The following is a 22,981-nucleotide window of genomic DNA, read 5'->3' on the forward strand; positions in this document are numbered from 1 at the left end:
CCGGTCTCAGAACTCCTCCCAGCTGTCCTCGGCCACGGCGGCATGGGGGCTCGCCTTGGCCTGAGCGACGCTTCGCATCTGCGCCACCGGCCGCGAGGCCGCCGGGGCGGGGCGATGCGGGACGCGCGCGGGTGCGGTCTCGGCCGCCAGGCCCCCGGCACGGGTGCGGAAGCGGCGGGTGAGGGCGGCGAGTTGCTCGGTCTCGGCCGAGAGCGCCTGCGCGGCCGCCGTCGTCTCCTCCACCATCGCCGCGTTCTGCTGCGTGACCTTGTCCATCTGGTCGGCGGCCGTCGACACTTCGCGAAGCGCCACGGCCTGCTCGCGGGCCGAACCCGCGATCTTGCCGACGATCCGGTTCATGTCGGCGACCTCGCCCATGATCTGCTCGAGGCTACGCCCCGAGGCGGTGACGAGCTCGACGCCCGCCTCGACCTGCGTCCCCGAGGCCGAGATCAGCGTCTTGATCTCCTTGGCGGCCTCGGCCGAGCGCTGGGCGAGCCCGCGCACCTCCTGCGCGACGACCGCGAAGCCACGGCCGGCCTCACCGGCACGTGCGGCCTCGACGCCGGCGTTCAGCGCCAGCAGGTTGGTCTGGAAGGCGATCTCGTCGATCACGCCGATGATGCGGCCGATCTTGCCGGACGAATCCTCGATCTCGGCCATCGCCGCCATGGCGCGCGCGACCACCGCGCCACCGGCCTCGGCGTTCTTCTGCGTGGCGGCGGCCGATCCTTGCGCCTTCGAGGCGCCCTCGGCCGTGCCGTTCACTGCACGCGTCACCTCGCCGAGCGCCGCGACGGTCTCCTCGAGATTGGCAGCCTGCTGCTCGGTGCGCTGGGCGAGATCGTTGGACGCGTTGGAGATCTCGCCGAGGCCGAGGCGGATCGTCCCGATCGCGCCGACCACCGCGCCGATCGCGGTCTCCAGCGAATCGACGGAGGCGTTGAAGGTCTGACGGATCGGCTCGAACTCGGGCGCGACGCCCGCGTCCATGCGCACCGTCAGGTCGCCCGACGCGAGGCGCTCGAAGCTAGTCTCGACGAGATGGACGAAGGCGCGCAGATCCTCGGCGCGGGCGCTGTCGATCGCCGCCTGGCGTTCGCGGGTCGAGGCCTGCGCCATGCGCGAGGCTTCGGCCTCGGCTTCCAGCCGCTCCTTCTCGATCGCGGCGGTCTTGAACACCTGCACCGTCTCGGCCATGGCGCCGATCTCGTCGCGACGACCAAGGCCCGAGACCTCGACCGTCTTGTCGCCCTCGGCAAGGCGACGCATGTCGGCGGTGAGACGGATCACGGGCTTGGAGATCGAGCCGGCGATGGCGAAGGCTGCGGCGCACAGCACGGCGAGGATCGCCGCGCTCCAGCCGGCCGCCTTGTAGAGCGACGAGCGGAACAGCGTCTCGAGGTCGTCGACGTAGACGCCGGTCCCGACCGTCCAGTTCCAGGGCGCGAACTGGGTGGTGAAGGAGAGCTTGGGCTGCGCCACGTCCTCACCGACGCGCGTGCGGTAGTAGCTGGTGAAGCCGCCGCCGTTCGCCGCGTTCGCGATCAGGGCCCGGATATGGTAAAGACCGTTGCTGTCGCGCTCATCCCAGCCGCTCTTGCCTTCGAGTTTGCTGTCGCCGTGGATGACGCGCGTGCCGTCCGGCAGGAAGGCGAAGACGTATTCGCCTTTGCCGTAGCGCGCGTTGCGCACGGCTTCGCGCGCGGCGGTCTGCGCCTGCTCCTGCGTCATGCGACCCGCATCCGCCTCCTCGGCGAAGTGCTTCATCACCGAGACGGCCGCCTCGACCTGCATCTGCAGCATGTGCTGGCGGTCGGCCCAGATGGTGGAGCGCAGCTCCATGAGCTGGACCGCCATCACGGCGAGACTGCCCATCGCGGCGAGCGCGATAAGCATGGCGAGCTTGCGTGAGATCGTAAGACGCATGGTGCGGATGGTTCCCCCCTGAATTGTTCTCGAGGGCGAAGGTCTCACCTGCGGCTTAAAAGTCTGTCTGTCTGATGATCGAGGATGCGTGAACGATCCTTGCCCGGCTACGGGACGGCTTCAGGAGACCCCGCGCATCGCAAGCTTTCGAAACATCGGCAGGGCGGCCAGTGCCGCGCCGCCTGTGATCAGGAGCGCTGCCGCAAGAAGCGAGAGCGAAAACGGCGCCTCGCCGAAGGCGACGAGCGCCAGGGTCGAGAGGATCGGCGCGAGATAGCTGGCAGCGCCGAGCAACTGGATATCGCCGCGCTTCACGCCGATGTCCCACGAGAAGAAGGCGGCGCCGACGGGCAGGAGGCCGAGCAGGACGATCGCCGCCCATTCCTCGCCGCCCGTCGGCCAGACCGTCTCCTCGAACAGGAGATGGCAGAGGAGGGAGAGGATCGCGGTCGCCGCACAGAAGCCGCCGACGACTTCGCTCGGCACGGCGGCAAGCCGCCGCGACAGGAGCGAGTAGCCCGCCCAGAACACGGCCGCCGTCGCGGCGAGGAGATAGCCCGGCGTGTACTGGGGCGAGAAGGAGAGACCCTCGCCGCGGCCCGCGATCACCAGCGCCGTGCCGACCAGGCCGATCGCCGCCCCCGCGATATGGTACCAGCGCAGCCGCTCGCCGGGCAGGAGCGCCGAGCCGACCACGATCAGGAGCGGCCAGAGATAGGCGATGAGGCTCGCCTCGACCGGCGGGGCGGCCCGCACGGCAGCAAAATACAGGGCGTGGTAGCCGAACAGGCCGCCGACCCCGACGAGCCAGACATGCGGCGGCTGGCGCAGGACGCGCAGGCCGCCGGGCCGGACGAGAAGCGGGACGAGGCAGACGAGGGTTCCGATCGCGAACGTCATCGCCGCCAGTTGGAAGGCCGGCATCGTGCCGCTCCGCGCGGCGAGCAGCGCGAGAAGCGCCCACATCAGGATCGCCGAGAAGCCGAAGATCGTCGCCATGCCACCCTTGTCCGATCGTACCTGATGCGCTTGCATTTCGCGCGTAGCCGAGCGCGCCGGGGACGGCAAGGCACCCGGCTGGACGGGGCGGCCACTGCGGCGCATAAGCCGATCCATGCGCGAGATGTGGAAAGGAAAGGCCATGCGTCGTCGGTTCATTCAGTGCGATGTCTTTTCGGACGTTCCGACCCTCGGCAACGGTCTGGCCGTGGTGCTCGACGGCGCCGGGCTGGACGACGAGGCGATGCAGCGCTTCGCGGCCTGGACCAATCTTGCCGAGACGACCTTCCTCTTGCCGCCGAGCGATCCCGAGGCCGCCGACTACCGCGTGCGCATCTTCACCACCACCGGCGAACTGCCCTTTGCAGGCCACCCGACGCTCGGAAGCTGCGCCGCGTGGCTCCAGGCCGGCGGCACGCCGCGCGATGCCGCGCTGGTGCGCCAGGAATGCGCGATCGGGGTCGTCGAGATCGACCGCAGCGGCCCGGTCCCGGCCTTCGTGGCGCCGCCGATCCGCATCCAGCCGATGGAGCCCGAGCGCCTCGCCGAAACCCTGGCGGCGCTGCGCATTCCCTCCGGCGCGGTGCGCCGCGCCGTGCGTCTCGACAACGGCCCGACCTGGGATGCGATCGAGCTCGACGGCGCGGAAGCCGTGCTGGCCGCCGACGCGCGCGGCGCGAGCTTTCCGACCGAGCGCCGCATCGGGTTGATCGGCGCGCATCCGCCCGGCGGCGACGCCGACGTCGAGGTGCGCATGCTCACGGTCTGGCACGGCATCAAGGAGGATCCGATCACCGGATCGCTGAATGCGGCGCTGGCCCGCTGGCTGGAGGGGGAGGGTCGTCTGCCGGAGCGCTACACGGCGGCGCAGGGAACCGCGATCGGCCGCCTCGGACGCGTGCGTGTGCGCTCGGACGGAAAGGGACGGGTCCTCATCGGCGGCGCGGTGACCATCCTGATCGAAGGCACACTCGAACTCTAGGGATCGGTCCAGACGGGAGACATTCGATGCATCCCCTGCTTCTCGTTCTCGGCGTCCTGTCCGGGCAGCCCGCCGCTCCGCCGCCCTCGCAGATCACCGGCGCGGTCTCGCCGCTTATCGCCGGTCTCTGCCGGCCGTTTGGCGAAGGGCAGGGCGACGGGGCTGTCCTGCGCTGCTCCGGGCTCGTCGGGACCGATGTCTTCCTGCGCGGCGACGAGGCGTCGCGCGAGGTGGCCCTCGGCAGGCCCGACGCCTTCCTGCCGCCGCCGCCCGAGGGCGGGCGGCTCGGCCGTTCGGTCACGTGGCGGCTTCTCGGTGATCGCCCGTTCGCCGCCGTCCTTCGCTACCGGTTTCCCGATGCCGCATCGAGCACGCCCGACCTCCTCGTCGTGCTGAAGGCGCCGAGCGATGATGAGGCGCCCTGCCTCGTCGGGGCAGCGCAGGACGTTGCAGGGCCGACGGGGTCCGGGCTGGAGCGCGCGGTCGCCTTTGCCGACCGCCGCGCGCCCCTCTTTCGCTGCGGCCGTGATACGCCGGCCCTTCTCGGCGGCGTCTCGGACGGCGCGCGCGCGATCCTATCGGCCTGGTTCGGTGCGATGAGGCCGGACGACGGCTGATGACCACGATGTTTCGGTAGCCGCGCGGCGCAAAGTAGGGCTTGCGTCGAATCTTACGGATTGCCGAGGGAATGCGTTAGCTGCCGGTCCGGCATTCTGGCGTCAGATCCATCCGGGGAACTCGCCATGTCCGCTTCCGTCCTGTCGGCCAACCCCTCCCGCCGCCGTTCGCGCGCTGCCACCGCACCAGCGGGCGAAGCCCTGAAGCCCGCCCGCGGCATCATGCTCGGTCTCGGGATCTCCGCGATGATCTGGACCGGGATCGGCGCGCTGATCTTCGGCTGACGATCGACCCTAGTGCAGGGCCGGCGTCGGCGTCGGCACCCGATCGGCCGCAGCAGCGTCGGCGGCCGCCAGCGCCATATCCGGGGCCGCAACGGTCGGCAGGACCGGGCCGACCTGCGCGACGCTATCGGCTTCGGGCAGTGACCCGCGAGGCGGCTCGACCAGAACGACCTCGACAAGATCGCCCGGTTGGAGGACGGCAGTCGCCTCGACCTCCTGCCGCGCCGACGCGCCGCCGCTGCGCGTGATGAAGTAGCGGATCGCTTCCGGCTCGTCGCCGACTCCCGACACGATGCGTGCCTTCTGGCGTAGCCCCTCGACATGCGCCGACGCATGATTCGCCTCGGCCGACGCGATCTGGAGCGCGGCAAGATTCTCCATGCGTGCGGTGTCGTCGAGCTTCGCGAGTTCGCGCTGGAGATCGGTCACGTCGCGCTCGACCACGCTGATCGCCGACAGGGTGTCGAGCGAACGGGTCGAGACCAGGAGAGCGCCGCGCTGGGCCGCCCGGAGCCGGTCGATCGGGGTCAGCCCCTTCTGCAGAAGGTCCTCGACGCGCTTGATCTCATCGTCGTAATTGCGGGTCTCGTCCGCGAGGTTGCGTTGCGTCTGCCGAAGGAAGCCGAGGCGCGCGGTGGACCCCTCGATACTCGTCACGATGTTTCGGCGCGACTTCTCGCGGTCGTCGCGGCGGGCCGCGAGCTGTTCGCCGACCAGCGTGCGCAGACGCTCGGCCAGTGCCGGCTCGACTCCGTCGGCGGCAACCGCGGCAAGGTCGGCTTCGCCCGGTCCCGCAAGCTCCGCTTCGAGGCGTGCCACCTTGAGCCGCGCCTGGAACAGCGCCGAGAATGCCGCGGTCTCCTCCTCGCCCAACCCGGCGCGGTCCAGCGAATGGTCCTGCCGCGATCGCGAGACGCTCGGGCCGCCGACGACCGCCACCACCTGCGCCACCGTGAGGCCCGCCCGGAACGGCTGGGCGCTCGGGGTCAGGACGTCGCCCGACACATAGACCGGGCGGAACTCGCCGACGTCGAGAAGGACGCCCTCCGGGTAGATCACGCTCCAGACGGCTGCGCCCTGCACATCGACGCCGGCGGGATAGGAGACGGTCTTCAGGCGCTGCGAGACGCTCTCGCGCAGGGCCTCGATCGTCAGCCCGGCGGCAGGAAACCGGCCGCCGAGCGGAATGCTGATCGTGCCGTCCTGGTCGATCATGATCTTGCGCGTGACGGGAAGCGTTCCAAGGATCGCAAAGTCGACCATGTCGCCGACCTGAAGCCTGTAGGGCTCGCCGGCCGAGACGGGCGCGCAGGCGAGGAGCCCGGCGAGAAGCGCGGCACCAAGGGTGGACGGGCGGCAGGCGATCCAAGGCATGCGCATCGTCCTTTATTCGTTGTCCGGCAACAGATTCATCATTGCCGCCTTCACCGGAGCGCCGTCAAGCCGCATTGCTGCGCTGCGTCATGTCGCGCGGCGAGGCCGATGCCAACGCCGCGTTGCGTCGAGCCGACGCACGCGATAGGCCAGACGGCAACGCGGGCCGAACCCCGGCTGCGCCGGAGGGATGCGTGCCGATGATCGTCGTTGCCGGAATCTTGAGACTGACGCCCGAGGGCCTTGCTGCGGTTCGCGAGGTCGCGCGCGCGACCGTCACGACCACCAACACCGAGGCCGGCTGCATCGTCTACGCCTTTGCCGAGGACATCCGCGAGCCGGGCCTCATTCGCATCTACGAGGAATGGGAAAGCCGCGAGGCGCTGGATGCCCACGGCAAGGCGGCTCACATGACCGTGTGGCGCGACGCCCTGAAGACCGTCGAGGTGAAGGAACTGCAGCTGAAGCTGATCGAAACGGCTTCGGTCGAACCCTTCGCCTGACCCGAGCCAGCCACGCGATGCCGTTTCACGCCAGCGTCCTGACGCTCTATCCCGAGATGTTTCCCGGCCCCTTGGGCGTATCGCTCGCCGGTCGGGCGCTGGAGCGCGGGGACTGGCGGCTCGAGGCGCGCCAGATCCGCGACCACGGGATCGGGCGCCATCGCACGGTCGACGACACGCCGGCGGGCGGCTCGCCGGGCATGGTGCTGCGGCCCGATGTCCTCGCCGAGGCGATCGACGCGGCGACGCCCGACGGCGACGCGCGGCCGCGCCTTCTCATGAGCCCGCGCGGTCGTCCGCTCGATCAGGCGCGGGTGCGTGAGATCGCCGCGGGGCCCGGCGCCGTCATCGTCTGTGGCCGGTTCGAGGGCGTCGACGAGCGCGTCATCGAGGCACGGGCGCTCGAGGAGGTCTCGATCGGCGACTACATCCTCTCCGGGGGCGAAATGGCGGCGCTGGTGCTCCTCGACGCCGTGGTGCGTCTCCTGCCGGGCGTCATGGGCAATGCCCAGTCCGGCCAGACCGAGAGCTTCGAGGACGGACTTCTGGAGCACCCGCATTACACGCGCCCTGCGGTCTGGGAAGGGCGCGAAATTCCGCCAGTGTTGGCTTCCGGCCATCACGGCGCGGTGGAGCGCTGGCGCCGCGAAGCGGCCGAGCGACTGACGGCGGAGCGGCGTCCGGATCTTTGGGCTCGGCGCAAGACCACGAAGTCCTGAACGCGAGTTTAGGCGACAGGGGCGGCGCGATCCGTTAACGTTGGGCGGACCAGCATGTGGCGAAGGGCTCATCTCATGACGGGATCGCTGGAGCTTGCCGCTCTCCTCCGCCGCGCCGCGGCCAAGGCCTATGTGGAATGCCCGGACGTCCTTCGCCCGGCGCGAGGTCTCGCGGTCGGGCTGGCGCTCTCGGCCATCCTCTGGCTGGCCGTCGTGAATATCGCGATGCTGGTCTAGCCGCCGGTCCGATACAGGAAGCCCGCCCGGTCGAGATAGGTGACGACCTCGTCCGCCAGTTCGTCGGCGGAGCGGCGGTGCGTCTCGAGATGCAGTTCCGGCGCAGCCGGCGGCTCGTAGGGACTGTCGATGCCGGTGAAGTTCGGAATTCGGCCGGCGCGCGCCTGCGCGTAGAGCCCCTTCGGATCGCGGGCCTCGACGACGCCGAGCGGCGCGTCCACGAATACTTCGACGAACTCGCCCTCGGCGAGGAGATCGCGCGCCAGCTGCCGCTCGGCGCGGAACGGCGAGATGAACGAGGCGAGCGTGATCAGGCCGGCGTCGACCATGAGTTTCGCCGTTTCGGCGACGCGCCGGATGTTCTCCACCCGGTCCGCCGCCGTGAAGCCGAGGTCGCGGTTCAGCCCGTGGCGCACGTTGTCGCCGTCGAGAAGATAGGTGTGGTGGCCGAGCGCGAAGAGGCGCTTCTCCACGAGGTTGGCGATGGTCGACTTGCCGGCGCCCGACAGGCCGGTGAACCAGAGGAGCGCGGGGCGTTGCGCCTTGGCGGCCGCGCGCGCGGCCTTTGTCACATCCACGGCCTGCCGATGGATGTTGGCCGCGCGGCGAAGGGCGAAATCGATGGTGCCGACCCCGACCGTCCGCCCGCTCGCCGTATCGGCGACCATAAAGGTGCCAAGCACGCGGTTGCGCTCGAAGGGCTCGAAGGCGATGGACTGCGCCAGCGACAGGTTCACCCGTCCGCGGTCGCCGGCGCGAAACGTGCTCGACGCCGCGCCGGCTCCGTCTCCGGCAATCCGGTGCTTGATGCGCGTCACGCTTCCCGCCACTTGCCGCGGGCCGATCTCGATCCGGTAGGCGCGGCCGGGCAGGAGAGGGTCCGGGTCGAGCCAGAGGAGATCGGCGGCGAACTGGTCGCAGGTCTCGGGCCGGTCGCCGGCCGCCGCCAGCACGTCGCCCGCGACCGGACCGAGCGGCGCGTCGAAACGGATCGTCGCCGTATCGCCGGGCCCAGCCGCTGCTCGCGCCTCGCCTTCCACCTCGACGGCGAGGACACCGGCGACCCGCCCCGTCTCCACGGCGGCGATCCTGTCGCCGGGGCGCACGGACCCCGCGACGATGGTGCCGACCGCCGTCTGCGCGGACGGCGCGCCCGAGACGCTGACGCGAAAGGGAGCGTCGGGCGAGGGGGCAACGTCCGGCAGGCTGTCGAGCCAGTCGTCGAGATGACGCAGCAAGTCGGCACTGTTCCGCCCGAGGGTGACGGTGACCTCACCGGGTTCGCGTGCCGCCGCGCTCCCCGTCCGGGAAGGCGGCGTCTCCTCGCCATCGGGCGATTCGACCAGCACGAGCATATGGTCGAGCCCGATGAGCCGGACGATTTCGAGAAGGCGGTGGGTCCCGACGTCGCGAAGAGGCCGATCCGACACGACGACCGCCGCCTCGCATCCTGTGCCGGCCCGCGCCAGCGCGCCGGGATCGTCGGTGCCTCGGAGGTCGCTGACCATCAGCGGGCGACCACGTATCGACCCGTTCGGCAGGTCGATGTCGCCGCCACCGCGAAGGCCGCAGAGGAGAAGGCGCAGCGGAGCGGACGCTTCGGGGGCGTGGGGCGGCATGCGACGGATCTCCCGGGTCAGGCTCGACAGCTCACGATTCGCGGGCGATGCGATCCGTGCAGGCGAGCGGGAGAATGGCGGGATCGCCGAAGGCAAGGAAGTGCGGGTTGGCAAAATCGGCGTCATGCCCCTGTTGCCGCTTGCCGTAGCGCAGCGGCTCCCCGTCGCAGGTCGTCACGCATCCGCCCGCCGCGCGCAGGATGGCGTCGCCGGCCGCCGTGTCCCATTCCATCGTTCGGCCGAAGCGGGGGTAGAAGTCGGCCTCGCCGGCGGCCAGCATGCAGAACTTCAACGACGAGCCGCAGGCGGCAAAGCCCGCGACCGGCAGGCGTTCGAGATAAACGGCCGTTTCCGCCGAACCGTGGCTGCGCGAGCCGACAACGGTGAGGGGACCCGGTGCCGCGCGCACCCGCATCGAATGGCGTTTCTCCGCGCCCTCGCGGCGCCAGGCGCCTGCCGGGCCGCCAGCAAAGAGGCGTCCGAGCGCCGGGGCATAGACCACGCCGAGAACCGGCACGCCGTTCTCGATGAGAGCGATGTTGACCGTGAACTCGCCGTTGCCGGTGATGAACTCGCGCGTGCCGTCGAGGGGGTCGACCAGGAAGAAGCGGGCGCTGGCGTCGGGGCACCGCCCAGCCGCCGCCTCCTCCTCCGCCACCACGGGGATTCCCGGCGCGATCTCAGCCAATCCCTCGAGGATGATCGCCTCGGCCTCGCCGTCGGCCTGGGTGACCGGCGAACCGTCGCCCTTCGTCGCCACCGCGACGTCCGGCCTGTAGTGTCGCAGGATGCAGGCGCCGGCCTCCAGCGCGAGCGCGCAAAGCGGCTCGAGCAGCGCATCGAGATCGAGCGCCGGCCGGTCGGGCGAAGGGGGGAGCGGGTGCGTCATGCCTGCAGTCCTTCGCACGAAGCGCGTCGTCAGGAAAGCCGCGCCGCCACAGCAAAAAGGGGAAGGCCGCGGGCGACCTTCCCCTTTTCAGTTCGAGTGCGAAGCGGCTGAGATCAGCAGCTACCCTCGCGCTTCATCACGACCTTGACCGTCTTGATGAGGATCTGGATGTCGAGCCACAGCGACCAATGGCGGACGTAGTAGGTGTCGAACTTGACGCGCGAGGCATAGCTCGTGTTCGACCGGCCGTTGACCTGCCACATGCCGGTGACGCCCGGACGGGTGCGCTTGTAGGCCTCGAAGCGGTGCGTGTAGCGATGCACCTCCTCATCGACGATCGGGCGCGGGCCGATCAGGCTCATCTCGCCGCGCAGCACGTTGAAGAGCTGCGGCAGCTCGTCGAGGCTGGTCTCGCGCAGGAATCGGCCGAGGCGCGTGACGCGCGGATCGTTGCGAAGCTTCTGCGTGGCTTCCCACTCGGCGCGCGCCGCCGGGTCGGTCTGGAGGAGGCGCTGCAGGAGCTCGGCCGAGTTGGTGGCCATCGAGCGGAACTTGTAGCAGCGGAAATGTCGGCCATCGAAGCCGACGCGCTTATGGCCGAAAAAGACCGGGCCGGGGTCGCTGATCTTCATCGCGGCGATGATGATGAGCATCAGGGGGCTGAGAACGAGGAGGGCGCCCAAGGTCAGCGTGATGTCGACGGCCCGCTTCAGCGATCCGCCGACCGGGCGGGAAAGATCGACCGCTGCAGGTTGTCGGGTGACGTCGCTGGTGGTGGTCGCCAACGTGGTGATCTTTGCCATCGGATTCCCGTCGGGTTCTTTAAAGAACGGTAAGCATCTTATAGAGGAGTTGATGCTTCCCGGCAACGCTCCGTTCGCAGTTGCACAGTGCAGGGCGGGTTTGCGCTAGACGCGCAGGTTGCGGAAGACACCTCTCAAGGCGGCCTGAGAAAGCGGTTTCAACAACTTCAGGGTTCGCAGAACCGTCAAAAAGCCCGGGATAAATCGTTATAACGAGCTTGTAACGATCCGTGAGCCCGACGGAATTGAATGCAATTCAGCCCGAAGTGCGGGGTTGCGCTGGGATGTCGTCATGCTGCGATGCAAAATGATATGGCATCGGTGATGCTTTCTAGGCGAAGATCGCCCGCTCCGTATCCACCAGTTCGGCGATGAAGCGAGCGACGGCCTGGACTCGCGAGAGGTCGCGTGCGCTCTCATGGTACACCAGCCAATATTCGCGCCGGAGCTCCCGCTCGGGCAGAACGCGCTCGAGACCGTGGCGCCCGGCCGCCGAGAAGCTGTGCAGGATGCCGATGCCAAGGCCCGCCGCCACGGCCTCGGCCTGACCGAGAGCGGAGGAGATCTCGATCCGGCTCTGCCACCCCGGCGCGAACTCGGCCGCGTATTGCAGCGAGGCGCTGTAGAGGAGGTCGTCGACATAGCCGACGAGCGAATGGGCGGCGAGATCGCCGACGCCCTGGGGTCGCCCCGCCCGGTCGAGATAATCCGTCGAGGCGTAGGCGCGCAGGCTGTAGGACACGAGACGCCGGGCGACGAGCCGGCCCTGCTCGGGACGCTCCACGGTGATCGCGATGTCGGCCTCGCGCCGCGACAGCGAGAAAGCGCGCGGCACCGGCACGAGCTGCAGCGTCAGGCCGGGATGGCGGTCCATCAGAGGCCCGAGGCGCGGGGCGAGGAACGCGGTGCCGAACCCGTCCGGCGCGCCGATCCGCACGGTGCCGGACAGGGCCAGGTCCGCCTCGCCGATGAGGGCCCGCGCGTTCTGCGCTTCCGCCTCCATTCGCTCGGCCGCCGGAAGGAAGGCTTCGCCCTCGCCGGTCAGCGTACAGCCGCCCGGTCGCCGCTCGAAGAGGCGGGTGCCGAGCGCACCCTCCAGTGCGTCGAGCCGCCGGCCGACGGTCGCATGGTTGAGGCCGAGCCGCCGCGAAGCCGCCAGGATCTGCCCGGCGCGCGAGACCGCCAGAAATACGCGCACGTCGTCCCAATTCACGCGGACGTCTCCTAAGACTTCGATTTTCGCACAATGGATGCACGATCCCGCCCCTTGCTTTCAAGGGCGGGTGGCGGCCACAAACGGGCAGCACAAGGGAGAGACGCATGAACGAGATCGGTCACTTCATCGACGGCGCGCGCGTCGCGGGCACCAGTGGGCGCTTCGCCGACGTCTTCAATCCGGCCACGGGGCAGGCGACGGCGCGTCTGTCGCTGGCCAGCCGCGACGAGCTGCAGCGTGCGGTGGACGCGGCGCGCGCCGCCCAGCCAAAATGGGCCGCCACCAACCCGCAGCGCCGGGCCCGCGTCTTCATCAAGTTCGTCGAGCTGCTGAACGCCCACATGCAGGAACTCGCCGAACTCCTGTCGTCGGAGCACGGCAAGACGGTCGAGGACTCCAAGGGCGACATCGTGCGCGGCCTCGAGGTCTGCGAGTTCGTGATCGGCATTCCGCACCTGATGAAGGGCGAGTTCACCGAAGGCGCGGGGCCCGGCATCGACATGTACTCGATCCGCCAGCCGGTCGGCATCGGCGCCGGCATCACGCCGTTCAATTTCCCGGCGATGATCCCGATGTGGATGTTCGCCCCGGCGATCGCCTGCGGCAACGCCTTCATCCTGAAGCCATCGGAGCGCGACCCGTCCGTGCCGATGCGCCTGGCCGAACTGATGATGGAAGCGGGCCTGCCGAAGGGCATCCTGCAGGTCGTCAACGGCGACAAGGAGGCGGTCGACGCGGTGCTGGAGCATCCGGAGATCGGCGCGATCTCCTTCGTCGGCTCGACGCCGATCGCCGCCCATGTCTATGCCGAGGCGACGAAGCGGGGCAAGCGCGCCCACACGTTCGGCGGCGCCAAGAACCACATGATCATCATGCCCGACGCCGACCTCGACATGGCGGCGGACGCGCTGATCGGCGCGGGCTACGGCTCGGCCGGCGAGCGCTGCATGGCGATCTCGGTGGCGGTGCCGGTCGGCGAGGAGACCGCCAACGCCCTGATCGAGAAGCTGATCCCGAAGGTCGAGGCGCTCAAGATCGGTCCCTACACCGATGCCGCCGCCGACTACGGACCGGTCGTCACCAAGGCGAGCCAGGAGAAGATCCTCGGCCTCGTCGAGACGGGCGTCCGGGAAGGCGCCAAGCTCGTCGTCGACGGTCGCCAGTTCCGCATGCAGGGCTACGAGGACGGCTTCTTCGTCGGCTCCTGCCTCTTCGACCACGTCACGCCCGACATGGAGATCTACAAGGCCGAGATCTTCGGGCCCGTGCTCTCGGTGGTGCGCGCCAAGGACTACGAGGCCGCGCTCGCCCTGCCGACCGAGCACGAATACGGCAACGGCGTCGCGATCTACACGCGCGACGGTGATGCAGCGCGCGATTTCGCAAGCCGCGTTCCGATCGGCATGATCGGCATCAACGTGCCGATCCCGACCCCGCTCGCCTATCACTCCTTCGGCGGCTGGAAGCGCTCGTCCTTCGGCGACCTCAACCAGCACGGACCGGATTCGATCAAGTTCTGGACCCGCACCAAGACGGTGACGAGCCGCTGGCCGTCCGGCATCAAGTCGGGCGCCGAGTTCTCGATGCCGGTGATGCGCTGAAGGCGCGGCGCCGGTGATGCGCCAAGGCGTGGGCAGAACCTCGCCTTGAGAACGTAAGCATGCCAGAAGGGTCGGCGGTCGCTCCACCGGCCCTTCATCGCATTCCCGTCCGACCCGATGTTCCAGATCCTTCTCTTCTCGCTCGCGCCGGTCTTCTTCGTGATCGGGCTCGGTTTCGTCGCGGGTCGCCGTCGGTGGGTGGACGCGAGTGCCACCGGCATGCTCGGCGCCTTCGTCGCGCAGTTCGCGCTGCCGATCGCCCTGTTCCTCGCGATCGTCACAGCGCCCCGCAGCTTGCTGACGGCCGAACTCGCACCGACCGCTGCTTACGTCGCGACCTTCGCGGCGATGCTCGGCCTCACGCTCCTCGTCTCACGACGCTGGGGCCTCACGCCGATCACCACGGCGCTCTTTGCCCAAACCGTCGGCATTCCCAATCTTGGCGGCATCGGTCTTGGCCTGTTCCAGGCGCTGGAAGGGCCGGGGTCGGAGGTGACGCTGGCTGTCGCCAACCTCGTCGGCACGCTGACCGTCACGCTTTACTGCTTCGTCCGGCTGGAGATGCAGGGCGGCGGCCATATCGGCCGAGCCGTCGGTGCAGCGCTGGTCAAGCCGATGACGATCCTGCCCGTGCTCGGCTTCGTCATCGCCTTCGCCGAGGTGCCGTTTCCGGCGCTCGGCATCGCGGTCCTGAAGCCCCTGGCGCAGGCGACCGGCGGCGTCGGCCTGTTCCTGACCGGGGTGATCCTGTCGACGCAGCGCCTGCGCTTGTCTCGGACGAGCCTTTTCGCCGTCGCCCTGTCGAATGTCCTGCGCCCGGCGCTGGCGCTGGCGCTTTGCCTCCTCCTGTCGCTGCCGCCGGCGGTCGAAGCGCGCATCTTGGTCGCGATGGCGATCCCTGCCGGCTTCGTCGGCACGATCCTCTCGGCGATCTATCGCGAGGGCACGGCGGAATCGGGCGGTGCGCTGGTCGCGACCACGGTCGCCTCGCTGGTCACGCTGCCGATCTGGATCACGGTCGCGGTCTGGCTCGCGGGACCTTGAGTCTTTGGTCCCTCAGGCGTCGGAGCGCAGCACGAGATCGGCCGGCCGGCTTTTGGCCAGCACGAGGCGCATGTTCGGCAGGTCGTTGCCCTCCATCTGCCGCACCATCGCGTCCGGATCGAGCTGGAACCCCATCCAGCGCTCCGTCAGCCGGCCGATCAGCACCTCCTCGCTCGCCTCGACCATCACGGTGACGTCGAAGAGGGCGCCGAGGTCGCGCCAGCCGAGCTCGTCGAGGAGGAGGTAGTTGCCCTCCGTCAGGACGATGCGCGTCGACGGTTCGATGATGCGACCGCCCGCGCGCGCGATCTCGATCGATCGGTCGAAGACGGGCACGGCGACCTCGCGGCCGTCGTCGGCGCGAAGCCGCTCCAGCGCCGTGCGGTAGCCGTCGAGGTCGAACGTGTGCGGCGCGCCCTTGCGCGGGCGGTGGCCGCGCGCGTTCAGCACCATGTCGTCGTAGTGGAAACCGTCCATTGGAAAGACGTCGGCGACGCCCGAGCGGCGCGCGTTGAGGCGTTCCCTCAGCTGATCGGCCGTGGTGGACTTGCCGGAGCCCGGCGCGCCGGCGATCGCGACGATCCGGCGGCGCTCGCCCTCCTCGCTGAGAAGCGCGTTCGTCAGCCCCGCCAGCGTCACCTGCTCGCCCATGTCCGTCCTCCCGAAGTGGTCAGACGGCCTTTGCCTGAAGGCGCGAGGTTTGGCGAGAGGGATCGAGCCGCTCGGGCTCGTAGCCGAGGAGGGCGGACGGCTCGACATCGGCAAACACGCGCCCGACGCCGATCAGGATCGGCCGGTCGATGCCGACGCGCCCGACGATCTCCCCGAGAGATGAGAGCGGTCCGACCACACGGATCTCGTCCGGCCGGGTGAGGGCCGCGGCGACGGCCACCGGCGTTTCCGGTGGAAGCCCGTGGGCGATGAGCTGCTCGGCGATGCGCCGCGCCATGCGCCCGCCCATGTAGAAGATCGTGGTCGCGTTGTCGTCGGCGAGCGCCCGCCAGTCCATGTCGTCGGGAAGGTCGCCCTTTTGGCTGTGCGCGGTGACGAAGCGCACGGCCTGCGCCCGGTCGCGGTGGGTCAGCGACACGCCGAAGGCGCCGGCCATGGCCGAGGCCGCCGTGATGCCCGGCACGATCGCGACGGGAATACCCTGCGCTCGTAGATCGGCGATCTCCTCGCCCGAGCGCCCGAAGACGGAGACGTCGCCGGATTTCAGCCGCACGACATGCTTACCGGCATGGGCGAACTGCGCCATCATCGCGTTGATGTCTTCCTGCCGGCAGCTCTCGCGCCCGCCGCGCTTGCCGACCAGCATGCGCTTGGCCTCGCGGCGGGCGAGCTCCAGGATGTCGTCGGACACGAGGTCGTCGAAGAGGATGACGTCGGCGGCCTGCAGGGCGCGCACGGCCTTCAGCGTCAGAAGCTCGGCGTCGCCGGGGCCGGCGCCGACCAGCGTCACCCGTCCGCCGGCCTGCGGGCGATTGGCGAGGTCGCGAACGAAGGCGCGGGCCTCCAGCTCGGCCGCCTCGTCGGGCGCACGGCGCGTGAAGGCGTCGTCGGAGAAGCGCTCCCAGAAGGCACGGCGGGACGGGCCCGGTGTGAGGCGGTCCATCACCTCGGCGCGCACGCGCGCGGCCATCTTCGCCCAGCCGGTGAGGGTGGCGGGCAGCAGCGTCTCGATGCGCCGGCGGATCGCCTGGCCGAGGATGGGCGCCGCGCCATCGGTCGAGATGCCGACGACGACGGGCGAGCGGTTGACGATCGTGCCGAAGCGGAATTGGCAGAAGTCCGGCTTGTCGATGACGTTGACCGGGACGCCGGCGGCGCGCGCGGCGCAGAAGAAGGCCTGCGCTTCCGCCTCGCTTTCGCAGTCGGCGACCGCAAGCGAGGCGGCGGCAAAGACGTCGAGTGCCCAAGGGCGGTCGTGATGGCGGATCTCGCCGTCCGCAAAGGGGAGGGCGAGGACGGTGCGCATCTCCTCGCCGAGGTCGTCGGCGGGGCAATAGAGATCGACGGTCGCGCCGGAGGCGGCCAGCAGTTCGGCCTTCCAGGCGGCGCCGTCCGAGCCGCCGGCCATCGCCGCGCGCTTGCCCTTGAGGTCGAAGAAGACGGGCAGGGTCGCGAGCTCGCCCATGCGCTGCGGGCGCTGGCGGGCGGGCGCGGTGTCAGCTTGGCTCGAGGACACGTCGTTCCGCATCGATCAATCCCTGGATCTCGGTTCTGCAGGAGCCACAATTCGTGCCCGCCCGCAAGCTTTGGCCGATGGCCGCGACGCTGGCGCAGCCGCCGCCCACAGCCCTCCTGATGTCGTTGGCCCCGACGCCGAAACAAGAGCAGACGAGCGCGCCGGGGTCGGGCCGCTCGGTGCCGGCGCGTCCGGCAAGGATGCGGGCGCGGGCCTGGGGCTCGAAGGCCGGAGCGTCGAGCAGCGAGACGGCGAAGGCGCGCGAGACGGCGACGGGCTCCGGCGAGAGCCAGAGCGCGGCGAGGAGCCGGCCGTCGGCATCGAAGGCGGCGAGGCGGCGCTGGCCGGTGCGGTCGGTGTAGTCGAGGAGGTCTGCGGCGGGGTCGAGGCTGAGGAGGGCGTGGGGGTTCGGCGCGGTGCCGTTGCCGGCGAGCTCCAGCCGCCAGCCGCCGGAGGCGCGGGCCTTCGCCCAGTAGAGAGGATCGCCGGCCTCCGGCTCGGCGCGTGAGACCGCGAAGCCGTACCACTCGGCCGAAACGCGACGGAGCGCGGCGGGCGCGGCCTTCGACGCCGGCTGGCCCGAGATCGGATCGGTGCGCGCGGGAACGAGCGCGTTGACGCGGGCCGCGCCCGAGAACTGGCCGGTCCAGTGCATGGGGGCGAAGAGCGTGCCGGGCGCGACGCGGGGCGTCAGGAGCGCGCGCAGGGTGGCGCCGCCGTGATCCGTCGAGAGCGACACGAGATCGGCCTCCGCGATGCCGAGGCGTTCCGCGTCGGCCGGGTGGATCTCGCAGAAGGGCTCGGCGAGATGGGCCGACAGGCGGGGCGAACGGCCGGTTCGCGTCATCGTGTGCCACTGGTCGCGGATGCGGCCGGTGTTGAGCACGAACGGACGCTCGGCCGTGAGGGCGGGCGCTTCGGCGGGGGCGACGGCCAGGAGCTTCGCCCGGCCGCTCGGCGTGAAGAAGCGGCCGTCGGCGAAAAAGCGGGTGGTCGGCGCGGCGCCGGCCGGCATCGGCCATTGCACCGGCGCCAGCGCCTCGTAGGCCGCATCGTCGAGCGTCTTGAGCGCGCCGATATCGAAATCGCGCGTGCCCTCGTTCTCGAAGGCGGACAGCGCGGCATGCTCGCGGAAGATCGCGGCGGCGTTGGCGAAGTCGAAGCCCTTTGCGAAACCCATGCGCTTCGCGATTTCCTGGATCTGCCACCAGTCCGGCCGCGCGTCTCCGGGCAGGGCGAGGTAGCCGCGCTGGCGCGAGATGCGGCGCTCCGAATTCGTGACCGTCCCGTCCTTCTCCCCCCAGGCGGCGGACGGCAGGGCGACATGGGCGAAAGGCATCGTGTCGGTGTCGGTCACGACGTCGGAGACGACGACGAAGGGGCAGCGGCGGAGCGCCTCAGCGACGCCGTCGGCTTGGGGAAGCGAATCGACGGGATTGGTCCCCATGATCCACAGCGCGCGCACCCGGCCGTCGGCGACCGCCTGGAAGAGGTCCACGGCCTTGAGGCCGGGCGTCTGCGCCACGCTCGGCGCATTCCAGAAGCGGCGCACGACGTCCGCATGGGCGAGATTGCCGAGGTCCATATGGGCGGCGAGCTGGTTGGCGAGCCCGCCGACCTCGCGCCCGCCCATCGCATTGGGCTGGCCGGTCACGGAGAAGGGACCGGTCCCGGATTTCCCGATGCGGCCGGTGGCGAGATGGCAGTTGAGAATGGCCGATACCTTGTCGGTGCCGCCCGCCGACTGGTTCACGCCCTGGCTGTAGACGGTGACGGTCTTGTCCGTGTGGGCATAGAGGTCGAGGAAGGCCGCGAGCTTGTCCGTGTCGAGCCCGGTCGCTTCCGCAAGACGATCGAGGTCGGCGAAAGGACGCGCGGCCTCCAGCGCGGCGTCGAGGCCTTCCGTGTGCGCTTGCGTGTAGGCGCGGTCGATCGCGCCCGCCGCCTCGATCGCGGCGAGAGCCCCGAGAAACAGCGCCGTGTCGCCGTCGGCGCGGATCGGCAGATGCAGGTCGGCTTCCCGCGCGCTCGCCGTCTCGCGTGGATCGATGACGACGAGGCGCATCTGCGGGCGTCGCGCCCGCGCCGCCTGGACGCGCTGGAACAGCACCGGATGGCACCAGGCGAGGTTGGAGCCGACAAGCACCAGGAGGTCGGCCTCCTCCAGGTCCTCGTAGGTGCCGGGCACGGTGTCGGAGCCGAACGTGCGCTTGTGGCCGGCGACGGAAGAGGCCATGCACAGGCGCGAATTGGTGTCGATATTGGCCGAGCCGACGAAGCCCTTCATCAGCTTGTTGGCGACGTAGTAGTCTTCGGTCAGGATCTGACCGGAGACATAAAGCGCCACCGAATCCGGCCCGTGGTCGCGGATCGTCTCGGCAAACCGGGCGGCCACCGTGTCGAGCGCCGCATCCCAGGAAGCGCGCTCGCCCCCGATCTGCGGATGCAGCAGCCGGCGGTCGGGAACCAGCGTCTCGGCAAGCGCCGAGCCCTTGGAGCAGAGGCGGCCGAAATTGGCGGGGTGCGTCTCATCGCCCGCGATCGCGACCGTGCCGTCGGGGCGGGGCGTCGCGACGACCCCGCAGCCGACGCCGCAATAGGGGCAGGTGGTGCGGGTTGCGCCCGGGGTCGCCAGCGTGTTCATCTCACCACGCGTTGTAGGCGAGGTACTTGCCGCTCATGCGCACCTCGATCCGGTCGCCCTTGGGGTTCGGCACCTTCTCGACCTCCATGTGGAAGTCGATCGCGCTCATGATGCCGTTGCCGCACTTCTCCTGGACGAGCTCCTTCAGCGTGTCGCCGTAGACGCCGACGATCTCGTAGAAGCGGTAGATGCAGGGATCGGTCGGAACGCTGCGGTCCCAGACCTTGGTCGGGTACTCGGCCAGCGTGACGGCCGCCTCCTGCGGCAGGCCGAGATTGGTGACGAGGAGGTCGGCCTTGTCGCGCGGCAGGGCGTTCATGCCGAGGCAGGCGGAGGTCGTGAAGACCTCGCTCATGCCGATGCCCTCCGCGATCGAGGCCCAGGACAGGCCCGCCTGGCGCTTGCGCTCGTAGACGAGGTCGGTGACGTCCTTCTTCGACAGCATGGTGCGTCTCCTATTCCGCGGCTTCTTGAAAGGCTTCGGCTTCCAGCAGGATTTCCAGCGCCCCGTCCGCGCCGACGCGAACGGGAAAAGTGCGCACCCGGCCCTCGTCCGGCCCCTGCACCAGCCCGGTGTCGAGGGCGATCACCTGGGAGTGGAGCGGGCAGGTGACGGAGCCGCCGTGGACGATGCCCTGGCTCAGCGGGCCGCCCTTGTGGGGGCAGCGGTCCTCGGTCGCGAAGACCTTGTCATCCATCGTACGGAACACGGCGATCCGGCCGAGCGGCGAGGTCACGCAGCGCGCGCCGCGCCGGGGGATGTCGTCGAGGCGGCCGATCGCCGCCCATGCGCCCTGCATCGTCATTCCGCAGCCTCCCGGAAACCGATCTCCGCCATGGGTTTGAACTCGTGCGAGGCGACGCCCTTCGAGGCGCGCTCGGCCCAGGGGTCGACCTGCGCGAACTGCTGGGAGAACACGAAGCGCTCGAAATAGGCCTGGCGCTTCTCGAGGTCGTCGACGACCGCCGCGCGGATCGAGTCCATGCCGACGCGCTTCAGCCACTTGTAGATGCGCTCGAGATAGTGGCCCTGCTCGCGGTAGAGCTGGGTGAGGGCGGCGATCACCACCACCGCCTCGTCCTCGGTGACGACATGGCAGAGGACCTGCGTGCCGTGGATGTCGAGGCCGGCGGCGCCGGCGAAGTGGATGTCGTAGCCCGAATCCACGCAGATGACGCCGATGTCCTTGCACGTCGCCTCGGCGCAGTTCCGGGGGCAGCCGGAGACGGCCATCTTGAGCTTGGCCGGGGTCCAGGAGCCCCACATGAACTTCTCCAGCCGGATGCCGAGGCCGGTGGAATCCTGCGTGCCGAAGCGGCACCAGTCGGTTCCGACGCAGGTCTTCACCGTGCGCAACCCCTTGGCATAGGCCGCGCCCGAGACCATGCCGGCGGCGTTGAGGTCGGCCCAGACGGCGGGAAGGTCCTCCTTCTTCACGCCCAGCATGTCGATGCGCTGGCCGCCGGTGCACTTGACGGCCGGGATGGCGAACTTGTCCACGACGTCGGCGATGGCGCGCAGCTCGGCTGACGAGGTCATGCCGCCCCACATGCGCGGCACGACGGAATAGGTGCCGTCCTTCTGGATGTTGGCGTGGACCCGCTCGTTGATGAAGCGGCTCTGCTTGTCGTCCTGGTACTCGCCCGGCCAGTCGGCGAGGAGATAGTAGTTGAGCGCCGGGCGGCACTTGGCGCAGCCGCAGGAGGTCGTCCATTCCAGCTCCTGCATCACGGCCGGGATCGACTTCAGTTCCTTGGCCTTGATGAGCCGGCGCACGTCGCCGTGGCCGAGCGTGGTGCAGCCGCACATCGGCTTGACGGCTTGCGCGTTGAACTTGTCGCCGAGCGTCACGCTCATCAGCTGCTCGACGAGGCCGGTGCAGGAGCCGCAGGAGGCCGAGGCCTTGGTGTGGGCGCGCACGTCGTCGAAGGTCGTCAGGCCCTTGGCGGTGATGGTGGACGTGATCTTGCCCTTGCAGACGCCGTTGCAGCCGCAGATCTCGGCGTCATCGCCCAAGGCTGCAACGGCCGCCATAGGGTCCAGCGGGGACCCTCCCTGGTAGCTCTGGCCGAAGATCAGCGTGTCGCGCATCTCCCCGATGTCGGTGCCCTTCTTCAGAAGGTCGCCGAACCAGCCCCCATCCGCCGTCTCGCCGTAGAGCACGGCGCCGAGGATCCTGTTGTCCTTGACGACGAGGCGCTTGTAGACGCCGGCCGAGGCGTCGCGCAGCACGATCTCCTCGCGGTCGGGCGCATCGGCGAAGTCGCCGACGGAGTAGAGGTTGATGCCCGTGACCTTCAGTTTGGTCGGCGTGTCGGAGTGGCGGAAGCCTTCGCCCGGCTGGCCCGCGAGGCGGCGGGCCGCCACTTCCGCCATCTGGTAGAGCGGGGCGACGAGGCCGTAGACGCGCCCGTCGAGTTCGACGCACTCGCCGAGCGCGGAAATGCTCTCGTCCGAGGTCAGAAGCTGGTCGTCCACATGGATGCCGCGCCCGACGGCCAAGCCCGCCTCCTTCGCGAGACCCGCCGAGGGGCGGATGCCGACGGCCATGACGACGAGGCTCGCGGGGATGACGCGCCCGTCCTTGAGCTTCACGCCCTCGACCTTTTCGGTCCCGAGGATTTCTTCCGTGTTGGCGTTGCAGATCACCTCGATACCGCGCTTCTCCAGGGCGCGCTGGAGGAGGAAGCCGGCGGCGGGGTCGAGCTGGCGCTCCATCAGCGTCGGCATGAGATGGAGGACCGTGACCTCCAATCCTTGCGCGCGCAGGCCCGCGGCGGCTTCGAGGCCGAGGAGGCCACCGCCGATGACGACGGCCTTGGCTTTGGACTGTGCCGCCAGGATCATCGCGTCGACATCGTCGAGGTCGCGATAGGCGAGGACGCCGGGTAGGGTGTGGCCGGGCACCGGCGGGATGAAGGGCGTCGAGCCGGTGGCGATGACCAGGTGGTCGTAAGGCGCGGTCACACCCTTGTCCGACGTCACGGTCTTTGCCGCGCGGTCGATCGCGACGACGCGATGGCCCTTGTGGAGCGTGACGCCGTGGCTGACGTACCAGCCGTCGCCGTGGATCACGATGTCCTCGAAGCTCTTCTCGCCCGACAGGACGGGGGAGAGCATGATGCGATCGTAGTTCACGCGGGGTTCGGCGTTGAAGATCGTCACCTCGAAGGCATTCGGCGCCAGTTCGAAGAGGTGTTCGAGCATCCGGCCGGGGGCCATGCCGTTGCCGACGACGACGAGTTTCTGGGTCATGGGTCTCATCCCGAAACGGAAAGGTTGAGAAGGGCGTCCGGCGCGGCGTCGGTGGCGCGCCGGGCGATCAGTCCGG

General features: G+C 69.7%; 21 protein-coding genes. 8 read left to right on the forward strand and 13 right to left on the reverse strand.

The features are described from left to right. Positions 1-6: 6 nt before the first annotated feature. Positions 7-1,929, reverse strand: coding sequence for a methyl-accepting chemotaxis protein (locus BM175_RS10620; protein ID WP_090962855.1), 1,923 nt, complete (start codon positions 1,927-1,929; stop codon positions 7-9). Positions 1,930-2,049: 120 nt separating this feature from the next. Next, a complete protein-coding gene (yddG, locus tag BM175_RS10625) occupies positions 2,050-2,928 on the reverse strand; it encodes an aromatic amino acid exporter YddG (protein WP_090962857.1) in 879 nt (292 codons plus the stop codon). Between the two features lie 142 nt (positions 2,929-3,070). On the opposite strand from yddG, the gene BM175_RS10630 reads away from it, so the two are divergent. From BM175_RS10630 to BM175_RS22695, 3 genes are all read left to right on the forward strand, one after another. Then, positions 3,071-3,910 (forward strand): PhzF family phenazine biosynthesis protein, encoded by an 840-nt coding sequence (locus BM175_RS10630; RefSeq protein WP_090962859.1) that lies wholly within the window; start codon positions 3,071-3,073, stop codon positions 3,908-3,910. A gap of 26 nt (positions 3,911-3,936) precedes the next feature. Further along, positions 3,937-4,527, forward strand: coding sequence for a hypothetical protein (locus BM175_RS10635; RefSeq protein WP_090962861.1), 591 nt, complete (start codon positions 3,937-3,939; stop codon positions 4,525-4,527). Positions 4,528-4,653: 126 nt separating this feature from the next. Then, positions 4,654-4,812 (forward strand): hypothetical protein, encoded by a 159-nt coding sequence (locus BM175_RS22695; protein WP_175526825.1) that lies wholly within the window; start codon positions 4,654-4,656, stop codon positions 4,810-4,812. 9 nt (positions 4,813-4,821) lie between these two features. Here BM175_RS22695 and BM175_RS10640 read toward each other — a convergent pair whose 3' ends face one another. Then, complete coding sequence (locus BM175_RS10640; protein WP_175526826.1) at positions 4,822-6,186, reverse strand: polysaccharide biosynthesis/export family protein; 1,365 nt, start codon at positions 6,184-6,186, stop codon at positions 4,822-4,824. Positions 6,187-6,386: 200 nt separating this feature from the next. On the opposite strand from BM175_RS10640, the gene BM175_RS10645 reads away from it, so the two are divergent. The 3 genes from BM175_RS10645 (at position 6,387) to BM175_RS22700 (ending at position 7,645) form a co-directional block, all read left to right on the forward strand. Further along, positions 6,387-6,689: a putative quinol monooxygenase gene (locus BM175_RS10645; protein WP_175526827.1), complete on the forward strand. Its 303-nt coding sequence runs from the start codon at positions 6,387-6,389 to the stop codon at positions 6,687-6,689. Between the two features lie 17 nt (positions 6,690-6,706). Continuing rightward, positions 6,707-7,408: a tRNA (guanosine(37)-N1)-methyltransferase TrmD gene (trmD, locus tag BM175_RS10650; protein WP_090962867.1), complete on the forward strand. Its 702-nt coding sequence runs from the start codon at positions 6,707-6,709 to the stop codon at positions 7,406-7,408. 75 nt (positions 7,409-7,483) lie between these two features. After that, positions 7,484-7,645, forward strand: coding sequence for a hypothetical protein (locus BM175_RS22700; protein ID WP_175526828.1), 162 nt, complete (start codon positions 7,484-7,486; stop codon positions 7,643-7,645). Here BM175_RS22700 and cysC read toward each other — a convergent pair. The 4 genes from cysC to BM175_RS10670 all read right to left on the reverse strand — a co-directional run bounded on the left by cysC (position 7,642) and on the right by BM175_RS10670 (position 12,169). Further along, positions 7,642-9,264: an adenylyl-sulfate kinase gene (gene cysC, locus BM175_RS10655; RefSeq protein ID WP_210185784.1), complete on the reverse strand. Its 1,623-nt coding sequence runs from the start codon at positions 9,262-9,264 to the stop codon at positions 7,642-7,644. The genes BM175_RS22700 and cysC overlap by 4 nt on opposite strands. A gap of 31 nt (positions 9,265-9,295) precedes the next feature. Continuing rightward, positions 9,296-10,153, reverse strand: coding sequence for a 3'(2'),5'-bisphosphate nucleotidase CysQ (gene cysQ / locus BM175_RS10660; protein ID WP_090962869.1), 858 nt, complete (start codon positions 10,151-10,153; stop codon positions 9,296-9,298). Between the two features lie 113 nt (positions 10,154-10,266). Continuing rightward, positions 10,267-10,956 (reverse strand): exopolysaccharide biosynthesis polyprenyl glycosylphosphotransferase, encoded by a 690-nt coding sequence (locus BM175_RS10665; RefSeq protein ID WP_090962870.1) that lies wholly within the window; start codon positions 10,954-10,956, stop codon positions 10,267-10,269. Positions 10,957-11,287: 331 nt separating this feature from the next. Next, positions 11,288-12,169: a LysR family transcriptional regulator gene (locus BM175_RS10670; protein WP_090962872.1), complete on the reverse strand. Its 882-nt coding sequence runs from the start codon at positions 12,167-12,169 to the stop codon at positions 11,288-11,290. A 107-nt stretch (positions 12,170-12,276) separates the two neighbouring features. Here BM175_RS10670 and BM175_RS10675 point away from each other — a divergent pair, with 107 nt between their 5' ends. Beyond that, positions 12,277-13,773, forward strand: coding sequence for a CoA-acylating methylmalonate-semialdehyde dehydrogenase (locus tag BM175_RS10675; protein ID WP_090962874.1), 1,497 nt, complete (start codon positions 12,277-12,279; stop codon positions 13,771-13,773). Positions 13,774-13,890: 117 nt separating this feature from the next. Continuing rightward, positions 13,891-14,817, forward strand: a complete 927-nt coding sequence (locus BM175_RS10680) for an AEC family transporter (protein ID WP_090962876.1) — start codon at positions 13,891-13,893, stop codon at positions 14,815-14,817. A 12-nt stretch (positions 14,818-14,829) separates the two neighbouring features. Here BM175_RS10680 and BM175_RS10685 read toward each other — a convergent pair whose 3' ends face one another. The 6 genes from BM175_RS10685 to nirB are packed head-to-tail and all read right to left on the reverse strand — an operon-like array spanning position 14,830 to position 22,905. After that, positions 14,830-15,468, reverse strand: coding sequence for a nucleoside triphosphate hydrolase (locus tag BM175_RS10685; protein ID WP_090962878.1), 639 nt, complete (start codon positions 15,466-15,468; stop codon positions 14,830-14,832). A 19-nt stretch (positions 15,469-15,487) separates the two neighbouring features. Further along, complete coding sequence (gene cysG / locus BM175_RS10690) at positions 15,488-16,954, reverse strand: siroheme synthase CysG (RefSeq protein ID WP_425285270.1); 1,467 nt, start codon at positions 16,952-16,954, stop codon at positions 15,488-15,490. A gap of 31 nt (positions 16,955-16,985) precedes the next feature. Continuing rightward, positions 16,986-19,649, reverse strand: coding sequence for a nitrate reductase (locus BM175_RS10695; protein ID WP_090962881.1), 2,664 nt, complete (start codon positions 19,647-19,649; stop codon positions 16,986-16,988). A gap of 1 nt (position 19,650) precedes the next feature. Beyond that, entirely contained in the window at positions 19,651-20,094 is a 444-nt protein-coding gene (gene cynS / locus BM175_RS10700; protein ID WP_055893218.1) for a cyanase, read from the reverse strand. A 10-nt stretch (positions 20,095-20,104) separates the two neighbouring features. Next, positions 20,105-20,455 carry a nitrite reductase small subunit NirD gene (nirD, locus tag BM175_RS10705; RefSeq protein ID WP_090962883.1) on the reverse strand — a complete coding sequence of 117 codons (351 nt, stop codon included), beginning with the start codon at positions 20,453-20,455 and terminating at the stop codon, positions 20,105-20,107. Further along, the gene (gene nirB / locus BM175_RS10710; protein WP_090962885.1) at positions 20,452-22,905 is read right to left on the reverse strand and encodes a nitrite reductase large subunit NirB; all 2,454 of its coding nucleotides are present in this window, start codon (positions 22,903-22,905) and stop codon (positions 20,452-20,454) included. The genes nirD and nirB overlap by 4 nt, the downstream gene beginning before the upstream one ends. Positions 22,906-22,981: the final 76 nt, after the last annotated feature.

It is taken from the genome of Aureimonas phyllosphaerae, assembly GCF_900113065.1.
GTDB classification, from domain to species: Bacteria; Pseudomonadota; Alphaproteobacteria; order Rhizobiales; family Rhizobiaceae; genus Aureimonas; species Aureimonas phyllosphaerae.